The organism is Desulfotruncus arcticus DSM 17038 (genome assembly GCF_900113335.1).
GTDB lineage: Bacteria > Bacillota > Desulfotomaculia > Desulfotomaculales > Desulfallaceae > Desulfotruncus > Desulfotruncus arcticus.
In genome coordinates this window covers 179,113-201,983 of record NZ_FOOX01000010.1, presented here as the reverse complement: position 1 = coordinate 201,983, position 22,871 = coordinate 179,113, and the positions used below count along the sequence as shown (strand labels likewise).

Genomic DNA, 22,871 nt, shown 5'->3' with positions numbered 1-22,871 from the left:
AAACCATCGAGAAAACCAAACAAAAAACTGTTAGACAAGAGAATCCCAATCCTTTAACTATGCCAGCTTTACGTAAGTAATTTGATATTTTTAATTCTAAAAACGTAGATTGGAGACTTTTTGGCAGTTGCTTAACCCCTGCGTTTTTTATTATCATGATCATGGACACCTTCCTTGGTCTGGTAATTTTGGTTTTTGGCAATTCCATTTTACCAAAAGGATTGGTGTCTTTTCTATTTTTTCTCAATGATTGTCAAGGGCTATTTTATTTTCCAGCAAGGCCGCTTAAATGTTGGGATTAAGGTTATTTTGCAAGTGGGAAAGTTGAGTTATTAATTAAGCCCAAGTTTTTTGGCTAACCCGGCAACCCTTTCATGCTCAATGTTATAAATAATAATCACAATATCGCCTAATTCTATTTTTAACTTAATATATTCATTTTCCTTATGATCAAACCCCATGTAATATTGTAAATTAGTATAGTTATCCCTTGTAGTTTGAATAGCTAAATCACCATTCTCATTAATGTCATATTCGAAGTAATATAATTTGCAGTTATAATTATTTTTAAATTTAACCTTTTGTTCATCAGTCAGTCTTTGTAGTTCTATACCATTAAGATATTCTTTTATTGTTTCAATTATGTTTTGCATTGCTGTAGCCTCCTTAAATTAGTATTAACAATTGTGATATTACCTTAAAGGTTAATCCAATTATTTATAATATCTAACGGTTTAATTTTTATCCATAAAAAATGTATAACATATTGTGGATAAAAGCCAGACATTTTTTGGTATTTAACCTGTCTAACTGTTAACTGGTTATGGAGATATTGTAATCTTGTCAGTAAAGTATATAATTTAATAATGGAGAAGTTTATGTCCAAAATTCAAATGAGGGTTCCTTGTTAGTTGAAATGGATGAGAATGGGAAAATGAAAACACTAGTAGCTATTTTTTGACAATTGGTAATTTTTTTGCAGCAACTAGTATATACATGTGTATCTTAAAGCCATGCGCCGGTTTTTGTCGCAGATAACTTTAGAAGCTAACATGTGGAGGTAGAAGATGCCAACGAAAGACAACATGATTCCGGGTGATAAAAAAAGGCAGAAATATCTTGGGGAAAAGGGCTTGATTGTATTTATAGCATTTCTTAGTGCTTTTATCCCGCTGTCAACAGACCTTTATCTTCCCGCATTACCCGGTATGGTTAAATATTTCAATGCTCCTGTAAACCTGGTTAACCTTACTTTAGTTTTATTCTTTGTTTTTTTCAGCATTGGAACGATATTATGGGGGCCGTTAAGCGATAAGTATGGTCGCAAACCGATATTGCTGTTAGGGTTGATTCTGTACACAATATCAAGCTTTTTATGTGTGTATTCCGAGAATATCTATCAACTGATTACGTTCCGTGTTTTTCAGGCGATCGGCTGCAGCTCAGCCGGAGCTGTATCGATGGCCATTGTTAAAGATGTCTACAGCGGCAGAAAAAGGGAAGTAGTACTATCAGTGGTTCAGTCTATGGTAATGTTGGGTCCGGCGGTTGCTCCGGTTATTGGCGCGTTTCTTCTTAATTATACCCCGTGGAGAGGCGCGTTTTGGTTGCTGGCAGGTGCCGGTATCTTGGCTTTAGCAGGTTGTATTGCGATGGAGGAGACAATCGAAAACCGGTATAAGGGAACAATACTGCAAACAATGGGCCGTCTGGGAGTGGTGCTGAAAAACCCCGGTTTTACATCGCTGCTTATTTTGTTTTCGGTGATAAGCATACCTTTTATGGCTTACATAGCCAGCTCATCTTACATCTATGTAAATGAATTTGGGCTGAGCGAACAGTCTTTCAGCTATTATTTTGCAGTAAATGCGTTGTTTTTATTGTTTGGGCCGATTATATACATGAAATTGTCCAGGCGGTTTAAACGTAATTCAATTATTATCTTTTGTTTTACCATGATGACTGTTGGCGGGTTATTGATTTGCGGTCTGGGAACAATTAAACCGTGGGTATTTGCGGTTACATTATTACCGGCTACTATAGCAGGAAGTATTATTCGGCCTCCCAGCGCTGTTTTGATGCTGGAACAGCAGCAGACGGATACCGGTTCGGCCTCATCCCTGATGGGCTGCTTCGGTATATTTATGGGCAGTGTCGGTATGTTTTTGATCTCGTTTGACTGGAGCAATATCATTCTGACTTTGGGCTTATTAAACCTTATCACCGGGCTGGTTTGCGGGGTGTTTTGGTTGATGATTGTTAATAAGCCGTTTATAAAACAAGTTCCGGATCAAATTTCTGATGCTGGAACTATGGCTGGATAACTCAAAGGCCGGAGGTACACAAAGGAACCTCCGGCCTATTTCTTTTAAAAGCCTTTTAACCCGCCAGCCCGGACAAACACCTTGCTCCCCAATCTTTCCCTTGATCACGAAAACACCGATGACTTTAAAATTTGTGAAAAACTATTGACTCAACCGTTATTACTGTATATAGTGTTTATATACAGTAAGGCCAGCCTTGGAGAGGATGTCATTGATGAGGATCATTATTTCTAACTTTTCCAACCAGCCAATTTATGATCAAATTGTTACGCAAATTAAAGATTTAATCATGCAAAGCAAATTGAAGGAAGCCGAACCTTTGCCCTCTATCAGAAACCTGGCCAAAGAACTGCAAATCAGTGTGATTACTACCAAGCGGGCTTATGATGAGCTGGAAAAGGAAGGGTTTATTGTTACCGTCCCCGGGAAAGGTTCTTACATTGCAGCAGGGAATAAAGAGCTGCTGTTGGAGAAACGGATCAAAATAGTGGAAGAAAAATTGTCCGAAGCGGTGCTGGCAGGTAAATCAATTCATTTATCCCTGGAAAAATTACGAGAAATGCTGACCCTGTTGTATGAGGAGGAATAATATGGAGCCTATTTTAGAGGTTAACCAACTAAAAAAGCAATTTAAAGATTTTACCCTGAATGATATTAGTTTTTCCTTGGAAAAAGGCTACATCATGGGCTTTATCGGACCAAACGGCGCCGGAAAGAGCACCACTATCAAGCTTATCCTGAATCTGCTTAAAAAAGATGGTGGAGAGATAAAAGTTTTCGGCCTGGATAACATTAAAAACGAAATAGAAGTTAAAAACAGAATTGGTTTTGTATTTGATGAAAACCACTATTATGAAGAACTAACGATCGCGGAGATGAAGAGAGTTATCGCTCCTTTGTATAAAAACTGGGACGATAATGATTTTGCCCGCTATACCGGGGAATTTAATTTACCAACTAAAAAGAAAATCAAAGACCTATCCAAGGGAATGAAAATGAAGTTCTCCCTGGCTGTGGCCCTGTCCCATCATGCCGACCTGCTGCTCATGGATGAACCGACCTCGGGGTTGGACCCTGTGGCCAGAAACGAGTTTTTGGAAATATTAAGTTTCTTGATCCAGGATGAAAATAAGGGAATTTTCTTCTCAACTCATATAACTTCGGATTTAGATAAAATAGCCGACTTTGTTACCTTTATTAATGACGGCAATATCGTTTTGAGCACCGCCAAAGACGATCTTTTGGATAATTACGGGCTCGTAAAAGGCGGCACGGAATTATTGAATCAGAATTTAAGAAGCAAATTTATCGGTATTAAAGAAAACCAATTTGGCTTTGTTGGTTTAATCAAGGATAAGCAGCAAATTAAACAGTTTTTGAATCATCATGTGGTCGTCGAAAAACCTACTTTGGAAGATATTATGCTGTTTTACACGAGGGGGGCTCAAAATGTATAGCCTGGTGCTGAAGGACATATTAATCCAGAAAAAAACCTTATTGTTCGGTATAGTTTATTTTGTTTTTTTCGCTTTTGCCATGCAGGGCGTGGGGATTGTTATTTTTCCGGCGTCATTAACGGCTTTCACTTACATGGCGGTTGTGACAGCCTGTGCCTATGACGACAAGAATAAAACTGATGTTATGTTAAACAGCCTGCCGCTGAAGAGATCAAACATTGTTATGGCCAAATATATTTCGGTTTTCTTCTTCATTGCTGTAGGATTAATATTATATTTTATAGTTTCAGCTGTTGTTGGCTTAACGGGGCTGCCTGTTAGCGCTTACCGCGTAACAGCGGAGGGATTTGTGGGGGCATTGTTATCCATTAGCTTAATTAATTGCATCTACTTTCCTTTTTTCTTCAAGCTGGGTTACACGAAGTCCAGATTTATCAATCTACTGTTATTCTTTTCTTTCTTTTTCGGTATGACCTGGCTTCTACAGTATATCGTGAAGTACAAGGATACAGTTTGGGTGCAAAACATTGCCAATTTTTTTACCGCCCTTTCAGATATGCAGGTTATAGTATTAATAATTGGTTCAATAGCTGTTATGATATTATTGTCTTTAGCCGTTTCTCTTAAAATATATAATAATAAAGATTTATAGGAACTATTCAGCATCTATAACAACATAGGAGTCAGAAGTCAGGAGTCAGTAGTCAGAATAATAGAACCGGGCTAAGGTATTCTGACTACTGAATTCTGAACAATAAAGACTTATAATGGCCTTATTCAAATGAACTGAAAAATATATTAATGCACCGGCGCAGGTAATGAAATCAGAAGGTGAAAGGAGCAAAAATGAATCTGGTTAACAGCAAAACGCCGGATATGATAACTCAAAAATGGCAACCGGGAGCGCGTGTGCTGGTGATGACAGCTGTTCCGGTGGAGAGGGAAGCGGTGTTTCGCGGGTTGCGCGGCGATCAAAGGTTTGACATATTGGTTGCGGGGGTCGGTCCGGTAGCGGCAGCTGTCAACACGGCCAAGGCGCTGGCAACAACCGGGTATGGTTTGGTTGTTAGCGCCGGTATCGGCGGAGGTTTTCCCGGTCAGGCTGAGCTGGGTTCCCTGGTGGTGGCAAGCGAGATCGTCGCCGCCGACCTGGGAGTGGAAACCCCGGAAGGCTTTAACAGTATGGATGAGTTGGGCTTCGGCCCTACCCGCATTCAGGCCGATGCCGGTTTGGTTAACCTGCTAACGGAAGCACTGCCGGCAGCCGGGCTGCCGGTTAAAACCGGTCCCGTGCTAACAGTATCAACGGTGACGGGTACCGCTGATAGTGCCGCAAAATTGGCCGCGCGGGTGCCGGGAGCCACCGCCGAGGCGATGGAGGGGTATGGCGTGGCCCTGGCGGCGCGTGACCGCGGAGTACCGGTTCTGGAACTCCGCGCTATCTCAAATTTGGTGGGTCCGCGTGACCGGGCCGCCTGGCGGGTTAAAGAGGCTCTCGACGTTTTGGAAGCAGCCGGCTCAGTATTATTGGAGGTGTTATGATGAAAATTGCCTTTTCTCCCTGCCCCAATGACACGTTTATTTTCCACGCCTGGGTGCACGGGCTAATACCCGGCGCACCGGAGCTTGACGTCACCTATGCAGATATCGACATCACCAACGGTTTGGCGGCCGGCTCCAATGGGCCGGAAGTGGTCAAGATTTCGTATGCGGCTCTGCCGTGGGTGTTGTCCGAATATGCGCTGCTGCCGTGCGGTGGTGCGTTGGGCAGGGGCTGCGGGCCGCTGGTGCTTACGTCCAATAAGGCGGGCGGCAATGATCCGGCGGCACTGGCCGGCCGGCGGGTGGCGGTACCCAGTGAGCGGTCCACCGCCTACTTGCTGTTCCGGCTGTGGGCGGCTCAAAATGTGCCGGGGGGCGTGGGCGAGGTTGTGATTATGCCGTTCCACGAAATCATGCCGGCGGTGCGCGATGGGAAAATCGATGCGGGGCTGGTAATCCACGAGGCGCGCTTTACCTATCCTGCATATGGACTGAATCTTTTAGCGGACTTAGGCAGCTGGTGGGAGTCCGATACCAATTTGCCGATTCCGCTGGGAGCAATAATTGCTCGCCGTTCACTGGATCTGCCCGCCATCGCTGGCTGGATCCGATCGTCGGTCAAATACGCCCGGGCCCACCCCGGGGCGTCTCAGGAGTACGTCCTAAGCCATGCCCAGGAAATGTCTCTTGAAGTAGTAAACGCACACATCAAACTTTACGTGAACGAATTCAGTGAAAATCTGGGTGAGATAGGGTATAAGGCGGTAGAAGCTCTGCTCAGCCGGGCCTCGCAGGAAGGGCTGGTCCCAAATGTAAATTTGACGGCGCTGTAAAAAGCCCCGTCTTTTTTTTATGTTAAACCTGAAGCGTCCGGTATTGAAGAGATTGTTTTTTTAACCGCCAAAATGCTGTGCAAAACCGCAGTGCGCTGGCATATAAATTAATGTTAATGTTGTATTAGTTTTAGGGGAGTGGCCCATGGATAAAAAGACTGATGCTGCTCATGCTCCTAATCCCTCAACCAGGGTCAAAAAGAAAAGACGCATCCTGATCATTCTTGCTTGCCTTTTTGCCGGTATGATTGCTGCAGTAATAACGCTGGGATGCATCTTTTTTTACACGGAATTGTTTTTTCCCAGACCTGCATTCAATAGCACAATGTTTATCCTGCCGGCCACAACCATTGTCTATGATTACCGTGGGCGGGTGGCAGCCGAACTGCACGGCCCCCAGCACCGGATACCGGTTAAATTGGAGGAACTACCCCCTTATTTGGTGCATGCTGTACTGGCTGCTGAAGACGCACGCTTTTACAAGCATCCCGGATTTGACATTCGTGCCATGGTGCGGGCGGCAGTAGCAAACCTGCGGGCCGGGGAAATAGAAGAGGGTGCGTCTACAGTTACCCAGCAGTTGGCACGTAATATATTTCTCACTGCAGATCAGACCTGGGAACGAAAGTTTAAGGAAATTTACCTGGCTTTTCATTTGGAAAGGCAGCTGGAAAAGGACGCTATTCTGGAATATTACCTGAACTCCATTTACTTTGGCGACGGGGCTTATGGAATCGAAGCAGCGGCCCGGAACTATTTTAATAAGGGCAGCACTGAGTTGGGGGTGAATGAATCCGCTACCCTGGCCGGTCTGATATGCAATCCCGGTATCTACAGTCCTTTTCGTAACCCGCAGCAGGCATGGCACAGGCGCAATATAGTGCTGCAAAGAATGGTGCGGTACGGCTGGCTGGATGCCGGCAGGTATTCCGAGCTGCGGCAGCGGCCACTGGCGACGTCTGCCGATGGTAGACCTGCAGATAATTACCCGCATCCCTTCTTTTTGGACCAGGTGATTGATGAAGCCAGCCGGGTGCACGGCATCCGGGCGGAAGAAATTTATAACGGTGGTTTGCGTATTTACACCACCCTGCATCCTGAGATCCAGGCGCTGGCCGAGCGGGTTTTTACGGATGCATCCCTGTTTCCCGCCGGTTCCGGCGACCGGCTGGTAGAAGCGGCACTGGCGGCCGTAGACCCGCAAACAGGCTATGTGCTGGCCCTGGTTGGCGGCCGGGAGTATGGTTCCCGGCGGGGGTTTAACCGGGCCACCATGATGAAGCGCGCTCCGGGTTCGGCATTAAAGCCTCTGGTGGTTTATGCGCCGGCGCTGGAAGCGGGTTGGAGCACCGAAGCCCTGCTTCCCGACCGGCCATTGATCATTAACGATTACACGCCCCGGAATTATGATCGCAGTTTTCGGGGGGAGGTAACAATGAATCAGGCCGTCGCCTGGTCAATCAATGTGCCGGCGGTTTGGCTGTTGAACGAAATAGGCGTAACCCGGGGCATTGAAACACTTAAAAAACTGGGTTTGCCCCTGCATGGAAATGACCGTAATTTGTCCCTGGCCCTGGGGGGAATGACCACGGGAATTTCCCCCCTGGAGTTGGCCGGTGGGTACGCCGCGCTGGCCAACGGCGGTTGCCGGGTAGAGCCCCGGACGATTATCCAGATTTATGACCGGCAGAACCGGCCGTTGGTCGGGGAGCAATTCCACCGGCCGGTGTTCAAAAAAAGCACCTGTCAGGATATGACCAAGCTTTTACGGGCGGTGGTTATGTACGGAACCGGGAAAGGAGCCGGTTTATACGTCCCCGTGGCCGGCAAGACCGGCACCACTGAACAGGTAAAGGGCTCCGGCAACCGGGACGCTTGGTTTGCCGGTTATACGCCGGAAGTGGCCGCGGCGGTCTGGATGGGTTATGATCATCCCGATGCCGGTTATGCTCTTGGTTTTTCCGGGGGTGATTATCCGGCACGCCTATTCAGGGAGTTTGTATCCGGTGCATTAGAAGAACTGCCCGCACGGGAATCTGACTTATTTGTAGGCCAGCCGGCTTACCCCGCACCCCCGCCCAAACCGGAGCCGCCACCCCCTGTGGAGGAGGAGCCGGAGATGGCAGCCGGGCAAACGGCAGAGCAAGCGGAAGAGGGCGTACAGATAGAGGAACCGGATTCCGCGGCGGTCCCGTGATCTTCCTTTAGCTGGCTCATCCGGCAGCCTTGCCGATATCCGGGAAAGCCCGATAGAATTGGCAATTTGGCTTCAACGATGTTGTGAAAAAAGAAAAGGGGACACACCCCTGCGGGAATGTCCCCAACGTATAAATGTCCCCACCAAATCCCTACATGCCCAACAAGGCTTTACTCAGGATTTTGATGAGACGTTCCAGCGGTATCTTGAAGACTAAACCGGCCGGGTCGGTTAACACGTTCATTATGGCTTGCTGCATTTCCCCGGGTTTTGGTCCGAATTCAAGGAAGTTCGCAGGCAGGCCTGTTTCTTGCAACAGCGTCCTGATTCTGGCGACAGTCATTTGGTGCAGTTCTTCCGTTGCGGCCTTTTCCTTTATTCCGAGCGCATCCGCCAGTACACTGATCTTGGGCAGGTAGATTTCCGGCAGCGCCTCCATTACGAGGGGCAGCAGTACGGCGTTGGCCAGGCCGTGCGGAATGTTGTACATGGCGCCCAGCGCGTGGGCACAGTTGTGTACAGGGATGGCCCCAAGCCCCGGGAACGACATAATTGCCATACTGCTGGCGGTCAAAAGGTTCATCCGGGCGTCAATATCTGCGCCGTTGGAAACAGCAACCGCCAGGTTCTGTTCAACCAGGCGGATTGCCTGCAGACCCAGTGCGTCATACATCTGCCCTTGATATTGCCAGGCCACGCCTTCGATAGCATGGGTCAGGGCGTCGAATCCCGTAAAGGCGGTAATTTTAGGCGGCAGTCCCACAGTTAATTCGGGATCGAGTATGGCGATATCCGCATTGATGTATGGATGCAGCAAATTGGCTTTTACGCGGTCTTTTTCATTTAAAAATACGGCTATCGTTGAGACCTCGGAACCCGTTCCAGCCGTAGTGGGGATGGCAATGTGCGGTATCTCCAGCCGTTTGGCCAATTCCCCGACATATAATCCGGTATTGGCCGGCACAGTGTCTGCTATATCTGTCAGCCCGGCAGCGAGCAGTATTTTAACCCCTTTGGCAGTGTCCAAAACACTGCCCCCGCCGACGGCCAGGATCCCTTCCACGGCAAGTTGGCGGCCGATTGCCGCGGCTTTATTCACCAGAGACATTCTGGCATCCTGCAGCACCTCATCAAACACAGTGACAATGTTCAAATCATGAGGTCCGTCGAATAATTCCATTAGTTTGTCAATAATACCGGCACTAACAATGCCCTGATCAGTTATAATCATCCAGCGCCGGGCGGCAAGCTCTTTCATATGTGCCGGCAGGAACGCCCGGGCGCCGGGTCCTGCTGATACAGAGGTTCTAAAATCAAACCGGAAATATGTTTGCGTTGGCATTAAATATTCCTCCCTCCTGTCATATATCGCTGCAACCGAACCGTGCGCTAACACTTGCATCGCGGCTATTTGGCGGCCCAGCTGTCGAACAGCAGCTGGTACCAGGTTCTTTGGTTAACGTCGGGGACCATGGAGGTATGCAGGTGTTTCGTTTGGGAGTATTCAAACAACACTTGATAGCCGGATTCCCTCCCCAATCCCGATTGTTTATAGCCGCCGAACGGAGCATCCGGCCGAAGCATATGCCAATCATTAATCCAAACCGTACCGGCCCGGAGCCGGCGTCCGATATTCTGCGCTTTTACCACATCTTTGCTCCAGACACCCGCCGCCAGGCCATAGATGGTGTCGTTGGCTATACGGATGGCGTCTTCTTCCGTATCGTAGGGAATGATACAAAGAACCGGTCCAAAGATCTCCTCTTGCGCAATTTTCATGGAATTGTCAACATTCTTGAAAATTGTGGGCTGAATATAAGATCCACCCGCCAGTGCTGCCGGCAAAACGGGTATGTTACCGCCGTACGCCAGGATGGCACCTTCCTTAAGGCCACTTTGAATATAATTGAGAACGGTATTCTGCTGTGCTTTGGATATAACCGGCCCCATACCCGTAGTAAGTTCCATGGCATTGCCGATGGTAATCGTTGAAGCTTTGGCAACCAGGCGCTCCACAAGGTTATCCTGCATTTCACGCGGTACAATTAAGCGGGTTCCGGACTCGCAAATTTGGCCGCTGTGCAGGAAAGTTGCAAACAGCGCACCCTCGGATACCAGGTCCGGGTCGGCGTCGCGCAGCACGATGGCCGGGCTTTTTCCGCCCAGTTCAAGCGTTACGCGCTTGACTGTGTGAGATGCCAGCTGCATAATGCGACGGCCTACCGCTGTGGAGCCGGTAAATGAAATCTTATCCACTTCGGCATGGGTGACGATGGCTTCTCCAACCAGGGCGCCAGGCCCCGCTACTACATTGACGACTCCATCGGGTAAACCGCATTCCTGAAAAATTTCTGCCAGCAGGAGCGTGGTAAGGGGCGTATACGAAGCTGGTTTGATCACGACCGCATTACCCATGGCGATGGCGGGCGCCAGCTTCCACCCGGCAAGGATCATTGGGAAGTTCCAGGGGGTGATTAAGCCGCAGACACCCACCGGCTCGCGCTCAATTACATTTACCGACGGCCCGGGCCAGCCAATGCTCGGCAATTCTTCCCGCATAGGAAAGCTATTAAGAATTTGACCGGTGACGGTAAACTGCTGGGCCAGCTGCAGAACGTCACTGCCCATAGTTCTGCGCAGTGTGCCGCCGGACTGTGTTGTTTCCAGACTAGCGAGCTCCTGCGCCCGCTTGGCAATCCTGTTGGCGATCTTAAACAGCATCTTGGCCCGTTCGCCCGGCGGCACCCGGCTCCAAATCCCGGACTCAAACGTCTCCCTGGCGACGCGAATTGCTTCGTTGGCATCTTCCACGCCTGCCTTGGCAACGGTTGCGCATACTTTACCATTGGAAGGATTAATGACTTCAAACGTTTCATCGGAGCGCGCGGGAACTTTTTTACCACCGATAAAGAGCGGATAAAATTGTGACATGGTTCAACCTCCTTTAATGGATTGGCTTGAGTATGGTGACCATTTCCTCGTTGTAGGTGCTATATTACATATTTTCATACCAATTCCTGCTTGGTAATCAAAAAGTATCCAATAATTGCTTAAAAAGCAGGCCAAGTGAAATGACCCCGGGGGCAGGTTATCTTGGCTGTTAGATAAAGATTGGCTGTAGTTTATGATTCAAATTTTACCAAAAGGAAAAGTAATTTCTTGGTGCAATAAATGGTACAAGTAGTTATTTTAAATAGTTACAATAAAGGGCTGACGGGATTGAATAAAAAATTGCTTGATTTAAAGCAAATGGCTTTCCTTAAACAGAATGATGCCGAAATCAATCAGCGGGAGCTTTTCCTGCGGACAATGCTTGAGGCGTTACCTGTTGCGTGTTATGTTGTCGATGACCGGACAGATGATATTATTTATTTTAACTCCTTGTTCTGTGATATCTGGGGTATCAGGCAGCTTGAAGCAGGCATGCGCAACGGGATCTTGAAAAACGGTGACATTGTGCGGCATTGTGCGGCATTGGCGGCGAATGCTCCGGCATATATTGAATCCTGTGTGTCGTTGCAGGATCTAAACAACCGTTCAACTATCCATGATGAAATTCAGTTAAAAGATAACAGGGTCATTAACAGGCTTGCCGTCCAATTGTGGGATGTTGATGACAACTATTGGGGCAGGCTCTACGTTTTTGGGGATATTACCCGGCCCAAGGAAATTGAACGATCGTTGAAGGAAAGCGAACAAAAATACCAGCAGCTGTTTTTTAACAGCCCCGCGGCTAAGCTAATTGTAGACCCGGAAAACGGTAATATCGTGGATGCAAACAGGGCTGCCATCAGGTTTTACGGGTACCCGGCCAGTGAATTGCAAAGCATGACCGTATACGATATCAATCCCGGAGATCCGGCGGAAATTGCCAGAAGTATACAAAGTGTCCGGGAGCCTGATGGAGACCATTTCCATTTTAAGCACAGGCTGAGCAATGGTGAAGTCCGTGATGTGGAGGTTTATTCCGGGCGTATTAACGTTTCAGGAAAAAAATTAAACAGTGCCATCATTTTTGATGTTACAGAAAAATTAAGGGCCGAGGAAGAATTGCTGGAAAGCCGGGAGCGCCTGTCTCTGGTTATCGAAAGTGCCAGGGCCGGTATTTGGGACTATGACGTGATCAATAACCGCATGTATTATGATCAACAATGGAAAACCATTCTTGGTTATCAGGAAGATGAATTCTCCGACAGCCCCGAGGAGTGGCTAAGCCGCATACATCCGGATGACGTCGACAAGGTTTGCCGGGCCAGGCGGGATTTAATGACGGGAAAGACCGATAAATTTCAAATAGAGCACCGCCTGAGGCATAAAAACGGATCATATCGCTGGATCCTTGCCAGAGGTAAAATGATATTTGACCGGGCAAAACGGCCTTTACGCTGGGTGGGCTCGAACATAGACATCACCATTCAAAAAGAAGTGGAAGCGTTGCGCCTGGAAAGTGAAAAAAGATTAAAAGAATTTGCCCGGGCCATGCCCGATACCAGTTTTATTATTGATGAAGATGGCCGCTATGTGGAAATATTCGGTAATAATGTAAATTTTCCGCCCATATCCAGGGAAAAATTTAAAGGTCATACAATCCACCAACTGTTGGATCAAGAGCTGGCGGATACCCTGCTAAATGAAATCCGGCAGACAATAGTGACCGGTAGGCAACGCAGCCTGGTATTTCAAATGGACTTGGGACAGAAGGAAAAAATAGCCGTTGAAGGCCGGTTGGCGCCCATGAGTTATCTGAATGACGGCAAAAAAACCGTTGCCGTTTCTTTGACCAACATTACAGAACGGCGTAAAGCTGAAAAAATGCTGCAATTTACTTATAATTTGCAGCGCAAAAGCGATTTCTTTAATGATATAATCAGCGGTCAAGGCACAATGGACAAAAAAATAATGGCAACTGCTGAAAACTGGGGCATAGACCTAACGCGCCCGTTGTTCTGCTGCTTGGTCCAAATTGATAAGGCAACCGGCTTGCACAAAAATGACCAAGACAATCTTACTGACTTCCAATGCCCCAAGAATAATATTATTGCCCTGTTGAGTGACGATGAGGAATATGTATTATGGGACAACCGGGACCATATCGGTATATTCTGTTACTCTGTGGACACCGCCGATGAATGGCTCGTCAGTATGCAGGCAGCAAAGCGAATCAGGGAAAAGATAAGCAGCTACATCCCGGGTCTGATTATAACAATAGGTGTAAGCCGTATGCACAGCGGTCTCCGGAGCCTGGGAAAAAGCTATGAGGAAGCAAGGAGCGCAATCATAGCGGCCAAATGCCAGGGAGAAAAAAACGGTACAATTATACATTACCGGGATATAGGCTTTTATCAGCTTATTGCCACCTGTGAAATAGAGCATACCGGGGAGTATGTGCAAAGAAATATCGGTCCGCTAATAAAGTACGATCGTGAAAAAGGAGCCGGTTTTTTACAAACTCTTGAAGTAATATTGGAAAGTAATAATTTGAAAGACGCAGCTCAAAGAATCTTTTTGCACTATAAAACTTTAGCCTACCGTAAGAAACGCATTGAAGAAATCTTAGGAGTTTCCATCGACCAGTTCGAAACAAGGCTGACGCTGGCAACAGCAATCAAACTGCATAAACTAAATAGCCTGGAGGATAATTAGACCATTAGCGACAATAATAACATCGCATAAGTCAATTATATCAGTAATTAATTTGAAATACTTGGATTTATTGGGCAGGTATTTATCTTGGGCAGATAAATACCTGCCTTTTTTTATGGCAAAAATCAACTTGCGTGGATAATAGCTAAATATACCCGATGACTCTATAATTATGTAAAAAATACGAGAATAATAGCAAAATTTGCAAAATCAAGGGGGATCGTTGGGAAATTTAAGGTGGCTATTTGCGCTGATCGGGAATTCATAGGCCATAGACAATATCTAATGTACAAGAAATAAATTTAGGAGGTATATACATAAATGAAACTTCGCGTTAATTTTAGCAGCCTGCAGGGGAAAATTATCACCATGCTGGTTATACTGGTTGCACTGCCAACGATAGTGGGCGGTTATATAAGCATGCGGGATCTTTCTAAGCTTGGCGCAGCCAACGCCGCTAGAACCCGCGAGGTGATGTTGGCTGATCATCGGGATAAATTGAAAAGTTCTGTTGAAATAGCCTGTACTATCTTAGATGAGTACGAAAAGAGGGTGCAGGATGGGGAATTCAGCCGGGAGGAGGCGCAGCAGCGGGCTTTAAAGCGGATAGCGGCTATGAGGTATGATCAGGATAAGGGGTATTACTGGATCCATACCGGGGGTGACCGTTCGATTATGGTGATGCACCCCACCAAGCCTGAAATGAACGGGCAGGATCTTTCGGCAGATGATGACCTTTCCACTGTTAAATCGCTGTATTACGACGGGCAGGTGTTGGCCAAGGAATCTGAGACTATTCAAAGCAACGTGCGTTTGACTAAAATATACAGCGAAATGAATCAAATTTGCTCTGAAAAAGGCGAGGGTGATATCAGCTATTACTGGTCCAAGCCCGGTGAGGACCCCACTGTCGGTTATCCCAAAATGGCTTACGTTAAGTTGTTTAAGCCCTGGAACTGGATAATCGGGACCGGTTTCTATATTGACGATGTAGACAATGAGGTATTGAAGGTCAGGGCTGAAGTCCTGGCCAATGTGCGCTCTGCTGAAATCGAGCTCGGCTTGTTTATGGCGGTTTTTCTGGTGGTAGCTATAATCCTGGGTTATTTCTTTGCCAGGAGCATCACCGGGCCGGTTAATTACCTGGTGGGGGCGGCTGACCGCCTAGCCAAAGGCGATCTGGCGACGGAAATTAAATCAAATTTCCGTGATGAAATCGGCGGGCTGGCCCGGAATTTCGAAAGTATGCGCCGGGATTTGCAAGAGCTGATCGGCGGCATAGCCGGGATAGGCTTCAAGGTGACCGGTACAGCCCAAACGCTGGCGGCCCAGGCTGAGCAAACCTCCACTGCGGCCACAGAAAATGCTGCTACTATAGGTGAGGTGGCGGCTACCGTGGACAATGTGGTGGGAAATATTAAAGAAATGTCCAGTGAGGTGGAAGGGGCCAGCAGGCTGGCTGACAACGGGCAAAAGGACATTGACGTTGTTTTAAGTACCATGCGGGAAATAAAAACATCAGACGGACAGTTGGCCGCTTCAATGGACTCGTTGAGGACTGCCATTGATAAAATAGGAAATTTTGTGGACACCATCAATTCAATTGCCGACCAAACCAACCTGCTGGCGTTAAACGCCGCCATTGAGGCGGCCCGGGCCGGGGATGCCGGGAGAGGTTTCGCGGTGGTGGCGGAAGAGGTCAGAAAGCTGGCAGAGGGCTCGGCCCAATCGGCTAAAGAAATAAGCATGGTTATCGGCGAAGTGCAGATTCAGTCGGAAAATGCCATCAAAGATATCAATAACACCAGGGAAAAAGTGGGCGAGGGTGACCGGGTAGTGCAGGGGGTGAGCCAATCGCTCATAAAAATAATAGAATTGGTGCGGGATTTGGACAGGAAGTCCAGTGAGATTGCCACCTTTGCCGAAGAGGTTGCCGGGGCGGTGCAGAACGTGGCAGCCACTACCGAGGAACAGACAGCTGCTATGGAGGAAGTATCAGCTTCATCAATTGAATTAAACGAAATTTCGATGGAACTGGAAGATATGATCAAAAAGTTCAAGCTTTAGCAAAGATTGACAATTATCCACGCGGTTTCTCGGGCCAAGATGACAAAAGACCATGACATATAATAAATAATTATTGACAATAGCTCATGTTCATGCTAATTTGTAAAGAAATATTAAGTAGAAATTAATAAACCATAAGCTATGCAGTGTTGCAGCTTATGTGGCGAAGGAGCCTTTTTCGGATGATAGTACTTCCGAAAAAGGCTTTTATATTTTATGCCTCAACTGATATATCACAGGAATATCATTAGTATATTTAGGAAAATAAAAATTAATTTATTAGAGATTAATAAACCATAAGCCATGCAGTGTTGCGGCTTGTGTGGCGAAGGAGCCTTTTTCGGATGATAGTACTTCCGAAAAAGGCTTTTATATTTTTATGACTCAACTGATATATCACGGGAATATCATCTGTATTTTTATTGAACCATGCAAAACACTAAGCATACAACTAATTGAGCAATTGAATCATTCATAGTTTTAATTATAGCGATGGGGGTGAAAAGATAGCTATTAAAATATTGCATTTATGGAGATCGAAATAATGAAAAATAAGAAAAAATCTTTAACTCAGGACGTATATCAACAGTTAAAAGATCTGATCATTTACAACAAGTTGTTACCGGGTGACATTATTACCGCTGGTGAAATGGCAGAACGATTTAATGTCAGCAAGACTCCTGTCAGGGACAGTTTAAATGCGTTAAAACATGAAGGACTTGTTGAATTGTTGCCCCAAAAAGGCTTTCTGGTAAGCAGGGTGGATGTAAAAGACCTGTCAGACCTGTTTCAAATGAGGATAATACTGGAGGGGGCGGCAGCTGAAATGGCTGCTAAAAATATTTCAGCTGAATGGTTAAACAGCTTAATCAGACTTTCCCGGGAATGTCAGGACAATCAAGAAAATACATATGCGTTTATGCGTATCAATTATGATTTTCACATGACTATAGCCAGGGGGGCGGAAAATCAATATTTGTATAAATTTTTATCTATTGTGCTTAATCAACTGCAAAGGGTTCTTTATTCCGATTTAATTACAGGTGACCCGTCCGATATGTATAGAGAGCATCAAGAATTAGTTCAATGTATTCAAAACAGAGATGGTAATAACGCCAGAAAAGCAGTTATAACCCAAATTGAAGCCAGTAGAAATCGCATCATCAAGGCGATTTAATCTCGTTAACCGCCGCTAATACTACCGCCTCTACAGGCGGGAGTTAAGCGGCGATAAACTCGAAATAAGTGCGACTAAGGTTCAGTGGGGTCAAAACCCCACCTGAACCAAGTCTTCTTTATTGGAGGTTAAAAAGTGGACGTTTTATTGGAAGCAATTGAGCTAACAAAACAGTATAAAGGTTTGAAAGCTGTTGCCGGCTATTCGGTTAAAATTAGCCGGGGTGAAATAAGAGGGCTGATCGGGCCGAACGGAGCCGGTAAAACCACAACCTTTAATCTTTTAACTTCAATGGTTAAAAGCACATCAGGAAATATTTATTTTGAAGGTAAAAAGATCACGGGGGTAAGGGCGGATCAAATAGCTCGTTTAGGGATATGCAGGACATTTCAAAATATCAGGTTGTTTAAGAACTTAACTGTTCTGGAAAATGTTTTAATCGCGGCGCAGATTAAAAAAAAATATAACTTTATGTCCGTTTTGCTTAGCTCGCCTTCGTTTCTGAGAGAAGAAAAGCATCTTGTGGACCGGTCCCTTGAACTTCTTGAAACAATGGGGTTAATTAACGCCAAAGACATAAAAGCGCGTAACCTCCCATATGGTCAGCAGCGGAAACTGGAAATAGCCCGGGCACTGGCGGTCGGACCGAAGCTTTTGCTGCTTGATGAACCGGCGGCAGGCATGAACCCGAGTGAATCAACAGAATTAATGGGGCTGATAAGATACCTAAGGGATAAATTCAAGCTAACCATTTTCTTAATTGAACATGACATGAAATTTGTTATGAATTTATGTGAAAAAATTCAGGTTCTTAATTATGGGACATTGATTGCAGAGGGCAGCGCAGCGGAAATCCAGAATAACCCCGACGTTATATCAGCTTATCTGGGGAGGGCTGTGGAAAGTGCTTAAGGCTGATAATTTAAATGTATTTTATGACCAAATCCAGGCCATTAAGGACGTTTCGTTTGAAATTCAGGAAGGCGAGCTGGTAGCCCTGTTAGGGGCTAACGGGGCGGGAAAAACTACAATCATACGAACTATCTCGGGCCTCCAAAAGCTAAGATCAGGCAAGATAACCTATAACGGGCAAGACATCTCCACTACCGAAGCTCATAAACTGGTCAGGCTTGGTATATCCCAAAGCCCTGAAGGAAGACAGATTTTTGGCCGGTTGACGGTGCTGGAAAATTTACAAATCGGCGCTTTCATCAAGGATAAAAAAGCTGACATCGGCGCTGAAATCAAATATATTTACGACCTCTTTCCGGCTTTAAAAGAGAGAGAAAAACTTGCCGCCGGGGCTCTCTCCGGAGGGGAGCAGCAAATGCTGGCGATAGGAAGAGCCTTGATGAGTTCTCCCAAGCTTTTACTGTTGGACGAGCCTTCCCTTGGGTTGGCTCCACTGTTGGTGGAAAAAATATTTGAAGTAATTCAAACGCTAAAAAGAAATAACATCACCATACTGCTGGTGGAACAAAATGTCTACAAAGCACTGGAGATAGCAGACAGGGCCTATGTGTTGGAGTCGGGTGCGATTAAATTGCATGGGACTGCCGGAGATTTGTTAAATAACTCGGAAGTTAAAAAAGCATATTTAGGGGGTTAGCCCATGTCTAGCGATTATTTTATTCAGCAGTTAACCAATGCACTAAGCCTGGGAAGTATTTATGCCTTAACTGCCATAGGTTACACCATTGTTTATGGCATTTTACGCCTGATCAACTTTGCTCACGGGGATATCTTAATGCTTGGCGCTTATTTTGCGGGGATTATCTTTGTTCAATTGGCTATGCCGTTTCCAGCGGCCATTATCTTATCAATGATGTTGGCAGCGCTCATAGGCGTAACCATAGAACGGGCCGCTTATCGGCCTTTGCGCAGGGCCACTGAAGAAACCACTTTAATTACCTCTTTTGCAGTTTCAATATTAATGCAAAATTTAGCCATGATGATTTTTTCGCCGCAACCGAAAAAATTTGAAATTCCTGGTTTCCTGCAGACCGTGCACACGATGGGGAATGTTTCGTTTACCAATATGAAAGTATTAATTATCCTGCTGTCCGTTGTCCTGATGGTTGCTTTAACGATTTTCATCAAACGAACCAAAATGGGTATCGCTATGCGTGCATCGGCGGAAAACATAGACGCTTCCACCATGATGGGCATTGATGTCAATGCAGTTGTCAGAGTCGCCTTTATTATTGGTTCCTCTTTGGCTGCTGTAGCAGGCTTGATGCTAGGTGGCCAGTATGGTCAGGTATCTCCCCTAATGGGTTTTGTACCGGGTCTCAAAGCCTTTGTGGCGGCAGTTATCGGAGGTATTGGGAACATCCCGGGGGCTGCCCTGGGTGGTTATCTTCTCGGCATTGGAGAGGTTTTATTTGTTGGCTTATTACCTTCCCAATTTTCAGAGTTCAGGGATGCCTTTGTATTCATAGTGCTGATTCTTGTGCTGCTGGTTAGGCCTACAGGTATCCTTGGCATTGAGGAAGATAGGAGGGTTTGAAATGGATGCGGGATTAGTTGAGGCAACTAATAGGCAAAAGCAATTACCCTTCAAGGCGGCAGCCGGGCTGATCCTTTTGTTCGCGGTGTTAATGGTCATGAATTTTGTGCTTAACGGTTATTATTTAAGGATAGTTAACCTTGTTGGCATTAACATCATCCTGGTGGTAAGTTTAAATCTCACCAACGGTTTTACAGGCATTTTCTCCCTGGGGCATGCAGCTTTTATGGCTATCGGCGGCTATACGGTGGCCCTGCTGACTATGCCGGTGGAACGCAAGGCTGTCTACCTGCCTGACCTGCCTTCTTTTTTAGCACATGTTTATCTACCCTTTCTTCCATCTTTGATTATCGCGGGGTTGCTAGCTGTTATTTGCGCGTACTTAATCGGTTACCCTGTTTTAAAACTGAGGGGGCATTACCTGGCGGTGGCAACCTTGGGGTTTATGGTTATTATTAATGTTTTGATCATGAATTTCAGGGACATTACCAGAGGCAACAGCGGTCTTACAGGGTTGCAGCCGTATACCAATATTTGGTGGACCTATGCTGTCGCCGTTATTACGCTGTATGTTATCTGGCGAGTTTTGAACTCCACCTACGGTAGAGCCATGACGGCCATACGGGAGGACGATTTGGCCGCGGAAGCCGTAGGGGTAAATCTGGTAAGCATAAAACTGATGTCATTTGCCATAGGCGCTTTTTTTGCGGCAATCGGCGGGGCGCTATACGGACATTTATTAACGATGGTCAGCCCTAATGATTTTTCATATAGTATGATGTTTGGTTTAGTAGTCATGCTTGTTGTCGGCGGAATCGGCTCAATCCCCGGTGCAGTTTTTGGCGCAGTAATTGTTACTTTATTGCCCGAACTGTTTTTAAATAAATTAGAGCGGGGAATTGACCTCTTGGGAATTCACTTACCTCAGATGTTTGGTGTTAGCCAGGTATTAATGTCCGTAGCTATAATCCTCATCGTGATTTTTAAGCCCAAAGGGCTTCTTGGCAAATAACATTGGGGGGACGGAATGAAAGGGGGAATAGGAGTTTATAAAAACTGATGTTAATTGACCAAAAAATTTACATTTTAGGAGGGTATTTATGAAAAAGTTGGTTTGGATCTTCTCAATCATACTGGTTTTGGGCTTGTTGATCACCGGGTGCTCCGGCCAAAGTAATTCAGGAGAGACGGAATCGGAAGGTGCAGGTGACAGCACCATTAAAATTGGCGGTATATTTAACATCACCGGTGGACAGGCATCTTTGGATCAGCCGTCACTTAACGCTTTTCAGCTGGCAGCCGATGAAATCAATGCCTCAGGCGGAGTAAATGGTCAACAAATTGAAGTTATTTCAGTTGACGGAAAAAGCGATCCGGCTACAACAACCAGCGCGGTTCAGGAACTGGTAGATGTTAAAAAGGTTAAGGTTGTAGCAGGCCTTAGTGACAGTACATACGTACTGGCTGCCGGTCCAATCGCCCAACAGGCGGGGATTCCCTTTATAACCTCTGGCGCCACCGCTCCCGAAATTCCCGACCAGGTGGGTGACTATATGTTTCTGGCTCCTTTCGGGGACAATATTCAGGCTTACGCCGCAGCCGATTTCGCCCTTAACGACCTGAACGCCGATACCGCCTGGGTACTTACCGATACAGGATCTGATTATACCCTGGGTCTGGCTAAATATTTTAAGGAACGCTATCTGGACAAAGGCGGAAAGATATCATTGGAAGATAAATATAACGGTGCTTCCGATGTTGATTTTTCGGCTCAAATAACCAGGTTAAAAAATCTGCCCGAGCAGCCCAAAGTGCTCTTTGTTTCCGCGCAGCCCGATAAATGCGGCCTTGTTGTTAAACAACTGCGTGACATGGGAGTTGATACTCCGGTAATCGGTGGTGACGGTTATGATACTCCCGATCTGGTTAAATTAGGCGGGGTTCCTCAGACCAACAATACTTACTTTACCACTCACGTTTCATTGGGTAATACTGATGGCAGTGTAACTAAATTTGTTGATGCATATAAGAGTAAATATAATAAAGAGCCGGAAAACGCTTTTGCAGCACTGGCCTATGACACCATGTATTTAATTGCTGATGCTATTGGACGCGCCGGCAGTGACGACCCAACAGCTATTCGGGATGCTTTGCTGCAGACAGACGGGTTTAAGGGAGTCACAGGGACTATCTCTTATCAAGACGGCAGCCGGATTCCGCTTAAGAGCGTTACAATAATGAAAGTTGATAACGGCAATTTTGAATTTGTTAAAGAAGTTCTTCCTAATTAACCGGTTAGAGCAGGAGGGTAAACATGGGTTACATTGGTACCAACATGACCGGCAATCAATACCTGAACAATAACATTGATAAAGTAATCATAGGAATTGGTTCTTTTGAAAATCACGGTTATCATATGCCTTTCGGGACAGATGCCCTAATTTCCAATAAGCTGGCGGAAAAGGTTGCCGAACAGGTTGAAGGCTTAATGGTTCTTCCACCGATCAATTATGGATTTAGTGCACATTATAATGGTTTGCCCTTTGTAATTAGTCATAGTGTTGAAACCATTACGACTGTAATCAAAGAAATCCTGCTGGAAGTAATCCGCAATGGCATCACTAAAATTATCATCCTTAATGGCCATGATGGCAACATTGCTCCCATTGAATTAGCAGCCAGGACCGTCAAGGTAATGCACCCTGAAGTTGTAATCGCCAGCTTAAATGATTGGTGGGTGGCTGCCGGCAAATTAGTGCCGCCCGGTACCTTTGATGTTTGGGATGGTCTTGGCCATGCCGGCGAAGGGGAAACTTCCATGGGCCTGGCTTTGTTTCCGGAATTGATTGAAATGGAACAGGCTAAAGGAGTAATTCCCGCTTTACCGGAACATGTTGAGGTTAAATGGCACTTCAATGAATTAACTAATACCGGAGCCACCGGAGACCCCAGCGTAGCCACAATAGAAAAAGGGAAGCTAATGGAAAAAGCCGTGGTTGAGGTTCTGGTAAACTTTATTCAGGAAATGGAACAAAATGAGTGGAAGCTGAAAAAGAATTTTTAAATTACAGCAGCTTAAAAATTATTTTTAGAACCATAGAAGGGTGTTGATCCCTTCTATG

The 22,871-nt window shown here is 46.0% G+C and carries 19 protein-coding genes and 1 pseudogene; 16 read left to right on the top strand and 4 right to left on the bottom strand.

Going from position 1 to position 22,871, the window contains the following annotated elements:
• Both BM056_RS26650 and BM056_RS14410 read right to left on the bottom strand, forming a co-directional pair.
• Positions 1-247: pseudogene (locus BM056_RS26650) on the bottom strand (hypothetical protein); the annotation flags it as partial.
• Positions 248-332: 85 nt separating this feature from the next.
• A complete protein-coding gene (locus tag BM056_RS14410) occupies positions 333-653 on the bottom strand; it encodes a DUF3909 family protein (protein ID WP_092472127.1) in 321 nt (106 codons plus the stop codon).
• 414 nt (positions 654-1,067) lie between these two features.
• Between BM056_RS14410 and BM056_RS14405 the strand changes: the two genes are divergently transcribed.
• The 7 genes from BM056_RS14405 to BM056_RS14375 all read left to right on the top strand — a co-directional run bounded on the left by BM056_RS14405 (position 1,068) and on the right by BM056_RS14375 (position 8,353).
• The gene (locus BM056_RS14405; protein WP_092472126.1) at positions 1,068-2,324 is read left to right on the top strand and encodes a multidrug effflux MFS transporter; all 1,257 of its coding nucleotides are present in this window, start codon (positions 1,068-1,070) and stop codon (positions 2,322-2,324) included.
• A gap of 214 nt (positions 2,325-2,538) precedes the next feature.
• Positions 2,539-2,913, top strand: coding sequence for a GntR family transcriptional regulator (locus tag BM056_RS14400; RefSeq protein ID WP_092472125.1), 375 nt, complete (start codon positions 2,539-2,541; stop codon positions 2,911-2,913).
• Position 2,914: 1 nt separating this feature from the next.
• Positions 2,915-3,781, top strand: coding sequence for an ABC transporter ATP-binding protein (locus tag BM056_RS14395; RefSeq protein WP_092472124.1), 867 nt, complete (start codon positions 2,915-2,917; stop codon positions 3,779-3,781).
• Complete coding sequence (locus tag BM056_RS14390) at positions 3,774-4,433, top strand: ABC-2 transporter permease (protein ID WP_165613538.1); 660 nt, start codon at positions 3,774-3,776, stop codon at positions 4,431-4,433. The genes BM056_RS14395 and BM056_RS14390 overlap by 8 nt, the downstream gene beginning before the upstream one ends.
• Before the next feature lie 224 nt (positions 4,434-4,657).
• Positions 4,658-5,323, top strand: coding sequence for a futalosine hydrolase (locus BM056_RS14385; RefSeq protein WP_092472136.1), 666 nt, complete (start codon positions 4,658-4,660; stop codon positions 5,321-5,323).
• A complete protein-coding gene (locus tag BM056_RS14380) occupies positions 5,323-6,156 on the top strand; it encodes a 1,4-dihydroxy-6-naphtoate synthase (RefSeq protein ID WP_092472122.1) in 834 nt (277 codons plus the stop codon). The genes BM056_RS14385 and BM056_RS14380 overlap by 1 nt, the downstream gene beginning before the upstream one ends.
• A gap of 145 nt (positions 6,157-6,301) precedes the next feature.
• Positions 6,302-8,353, top strand: a complete 2,052-nt coding sequence (locus tag BM056_RS14375; RefSeq protein WP_092472121.1) for a transglycosylase domain-containing protein — start codon at positions 6,302-6,304, stop codon at positions 8,351-8,353.
• A 151-nt stretch (positions 8,354-8,504) separates the two neighbouring features.
• Here the strand turns inward: BM056_RS14375 and BM056_RS14370 are convergent, their stop codons facing one another.
• Together BM056_RS14370 and BM056_RS14365 are read right to left on the bottom strand one after the other, a co-directional pair.
• A complete protein-coding gene (locus tag BM056_RS14370) occupies positions 8,505-9,695 on the bottom strand; it encodes an iron-containing alcohol dehydrogenase (protein ID WP_165613537.1) in 1,191 nt (396 codons plus the stop codon).
• Between the two features lie 65 nt (positions 9,696-9,760).
• A complete protein-coding gene (locus tag BM056_RS14365) occupies positions 9,761-11,284 on the bottom strand; it encodes an aldehyde dehydrogenase family protein (protein ID WP_092472119.1) in 1,524 nt (507 codons plus the stop codon).
• Between the two features lie 288 nt (positions 11,285-11,572).
• Here BM056_RS14365 and BM056_RS14360 point away from each other — a divergent pair, with 288 nt between their 5' ends.
• The 9 genes from BM056_RS14360 to BM056_RS14320 all read left to right on the top strand — a co-directional run bounded on the left by BM056_RS14360 (position 11,573) and on the right by BM056_RS14320 (position 22,813).
• Positions 11,573-13,996 carry a PAS domain S-box protein gene (locus tag BM056_RS14360; protein ID WP_165613536.1) on the top strand — a complete coding sequence of 808 codons (2,424 nt, stop codon included), beginning with the start codon at positions 11,573-11,575 and terminating at the stop codon, positions 13,994-13,996.
• 321 nt (positions 13,997-14,317) lie between these two features.
• Positions 14,318-16,063: a methyl-accepting chemotaxis protein gene (locus BM056_RS14355; RefSeq protein WP_092472117.1), complete on the top strand. Its 1,746-nt coding sequence runs from the start codon at positions 14,318-14,320 to the stop codon at positions 16,061-16,063.
• Between the two features lie 529 nt (positions 16,064-16,592).
• Entirely contained in the window at positions 16,593-17,240 is a 648-nt protein-coding gene (locus BM056_RS14350) for a GntR family transcriptional regulator (RefSeq protein ID WP_092472116.1), read from the top strand.
• 135 nt (positions 17,241-17,375) lie between these two features.
• A complete protein-coding gene (locus tag BM056_RS14345) occupies positions 17,376-18,152 on the top strand; it encodes an ABC transporter ATP-binding protein (protein ID WP_092472115.1) in 777 nt (258 codons plus the stop codon).
• The gene (locus BM056_RS14340) at positions 18,145-18,849 is read left to right on the top strand and encodes an ABC transporter ATP-binding protein (RefSeq protein ID WP_165613535.1); all 705 of its coding nucleotides are present in this window, start codon (positions 18,145-18,147) and stop codon (positions 18,847-18,849) included. The genes BM056_RS14345 and BM056_RS14340 overlap by 8 nt, the downstream gene beginning before the upstream one ends.
• Positions 18,850-18,852: 3 nt before the next feature.
• The gene (locus BM056_RS14335) at positions 18,853-19,749 is read left to right on the top strand and encodes a branched-chain amino acid ABC transporter permease (RefSeq protein ID WP_092472114.1); all 897 of its coding nucleotides are present in this window, start codon (positions 18,853-18,855) and stop codon (positions 19,747-19,749) included.
• Between the two features lies 1 nt (position 19,750).
• A complete protein-coding gene (locus BM056_RS14330) occupies positions 19,751-20,761 on the top strand; it encodes a branched-chain amino acid ABC transporter permease (protein WP_092472113.1) in 1,011 nt (336 codons plus the stop codon).
• A gap of 88 nt (positions 20,762-20,849) precedes the next feature.
• Positions 20,850-22,040 (top strand): ABC transporter substrate-binding protein, encoded by a 1,191-nt coding sequence (locus BM056_RS14325; protein ID WP_092472112.1) that lies wholly within the window; start codon positions 20,850-20,852, stop codon positions 22,038-22,040.
• A 23-nt stretch (positions 22,041-22,063) separates the two neighbouring features.
• Entirely contained in the window at positions 22,064-22,813 is a 750-nt protein-coding gene (locus BM056_RS14320) for a creatininase family protein (RefSeq protein WP_092472111.1), read from the top strand.
• The last annotated feature ends 58 nt before the right edge of the window (positions 22,814-22,871 follow it).

What these genes read in the sequence shown, in the direction of transcription:
- BM056_RS14410 (WP_092472127.1), bottom strand. Translation starts at nt 653, where the DNA reads ATGCAAAACATAATTGAAACAATAAAAGAATATCTTAATGGTATAGAA.
- BM056_RS14405 (WP_092472126.1), top strand. Translation starts at nt 1,068, where the DNA reads ATGCCAACGAAAGACAACATGATTCCGGGTGATAAAAAAAGGCAGAAA.
- BM056_RS14400 (WP_092472125.1), top strand. Translation starts at nt 2,539, where the DNA reads ATGAGGATCATTATTTCTAACTTTTCCAACCAGCCAATTTATGATCAA.
- BM056_RS14395 (WP_092472124.1), top strand. Translation starts at nt 2,915, where the DNA reads ATGGAGCCTATTTTAGAGGTTAACCAACTAAAAAAGCAATTTAAAGAT.
- BM056_RS14390 (WP_165613538.1), top strand. Translation starts at nt 3,774, where the DNA reads ATGTATAGCCTGGTGCTGAAGGACATATTAATCCAGAAAAAAACCTTA.
- BM056_RS14385 (WP_092472136.1), top strand. Translation starts at nt 4,658, where the DNA reads ATGATAACTCAAAAATGGCAACCGGGAGCGCGTGTGCTGGTGATGACA.
- BM056_RS14380 (WP_092472122.1), top strand. Translation starts at nt 5,323, where the DNA reads ATGAAAATTGCCTTTTCTCCCTGCCCCAATGACACGTTTATTTTCCAC.
- BM056_RS14375 (WP_092472121.1), top strand. Translation starts at nt 6,302, where the DNA reads ATGGATAAAAAGACTGATGCTGCTCATGCTCCTAATCCCTCAACCAGG.
- BM056_RS14370 (WP_165613537.1), bottom strand. Translation starts at nt 9,695, where the DNA reads ATGCCAACGCAAACATATTTCCGGTTTGATTTTAGAACCTCTGTATCA.
- BM056_RS14365 (WP_092472119.1), bottom strand. Translation starts at nt 11,284, where the DNA reads ATGTCACAATTTTATCCGCTCTTTATCGGTGGTAAAAAAGTTCCCGCG.
- BM056_RS14355 (WP_092472117.1), top strand. Translation starts at nt 14,318, where the DNA reads ATGAAACTTCGCGTTAATTTTAGCAGCCTGCAGGGGAAAATTATCACC.
- BM056_RS14350 (WP_092472116.1), top strand. Translation starts at nt 16,593, where the DNA reads ATGGAGATCGAAATAATGAAAAATAAGAAAAAATCTTTAACTCAGGAC.
- BM056_RS14335 (WP_092472114.1), top strand. Translation starts at nt 18,853, where the DNA reads ATGTCTAGCGATTATTTTATTCAGCAGTTAACCAATGCACTAAGCCTG.
- BM056_RS14330 (WP_092472113.1), top strand. Translation starts at nt 19,751, where the DNA reads ATGGATGCGGGATTAGTTGAGGCAACTAATAGGCAAAAGCAATTACCC.
- BM056_RS14325 (WP_092472112.1), top strand. Translation starts at nt 20,850, where the DNA reads ATGAAAAAGTTGGTTTGGATCTTCTCAATCATACTGGTTTTGGGCTTG.
- BM056_RS14320 (WP_092472111.1), top strand. Translation starts at nt 22,064, where the DNA reads ATGGGTTACATTGGTACCAACATGACCGGCAATCAATACCTGAACAAT.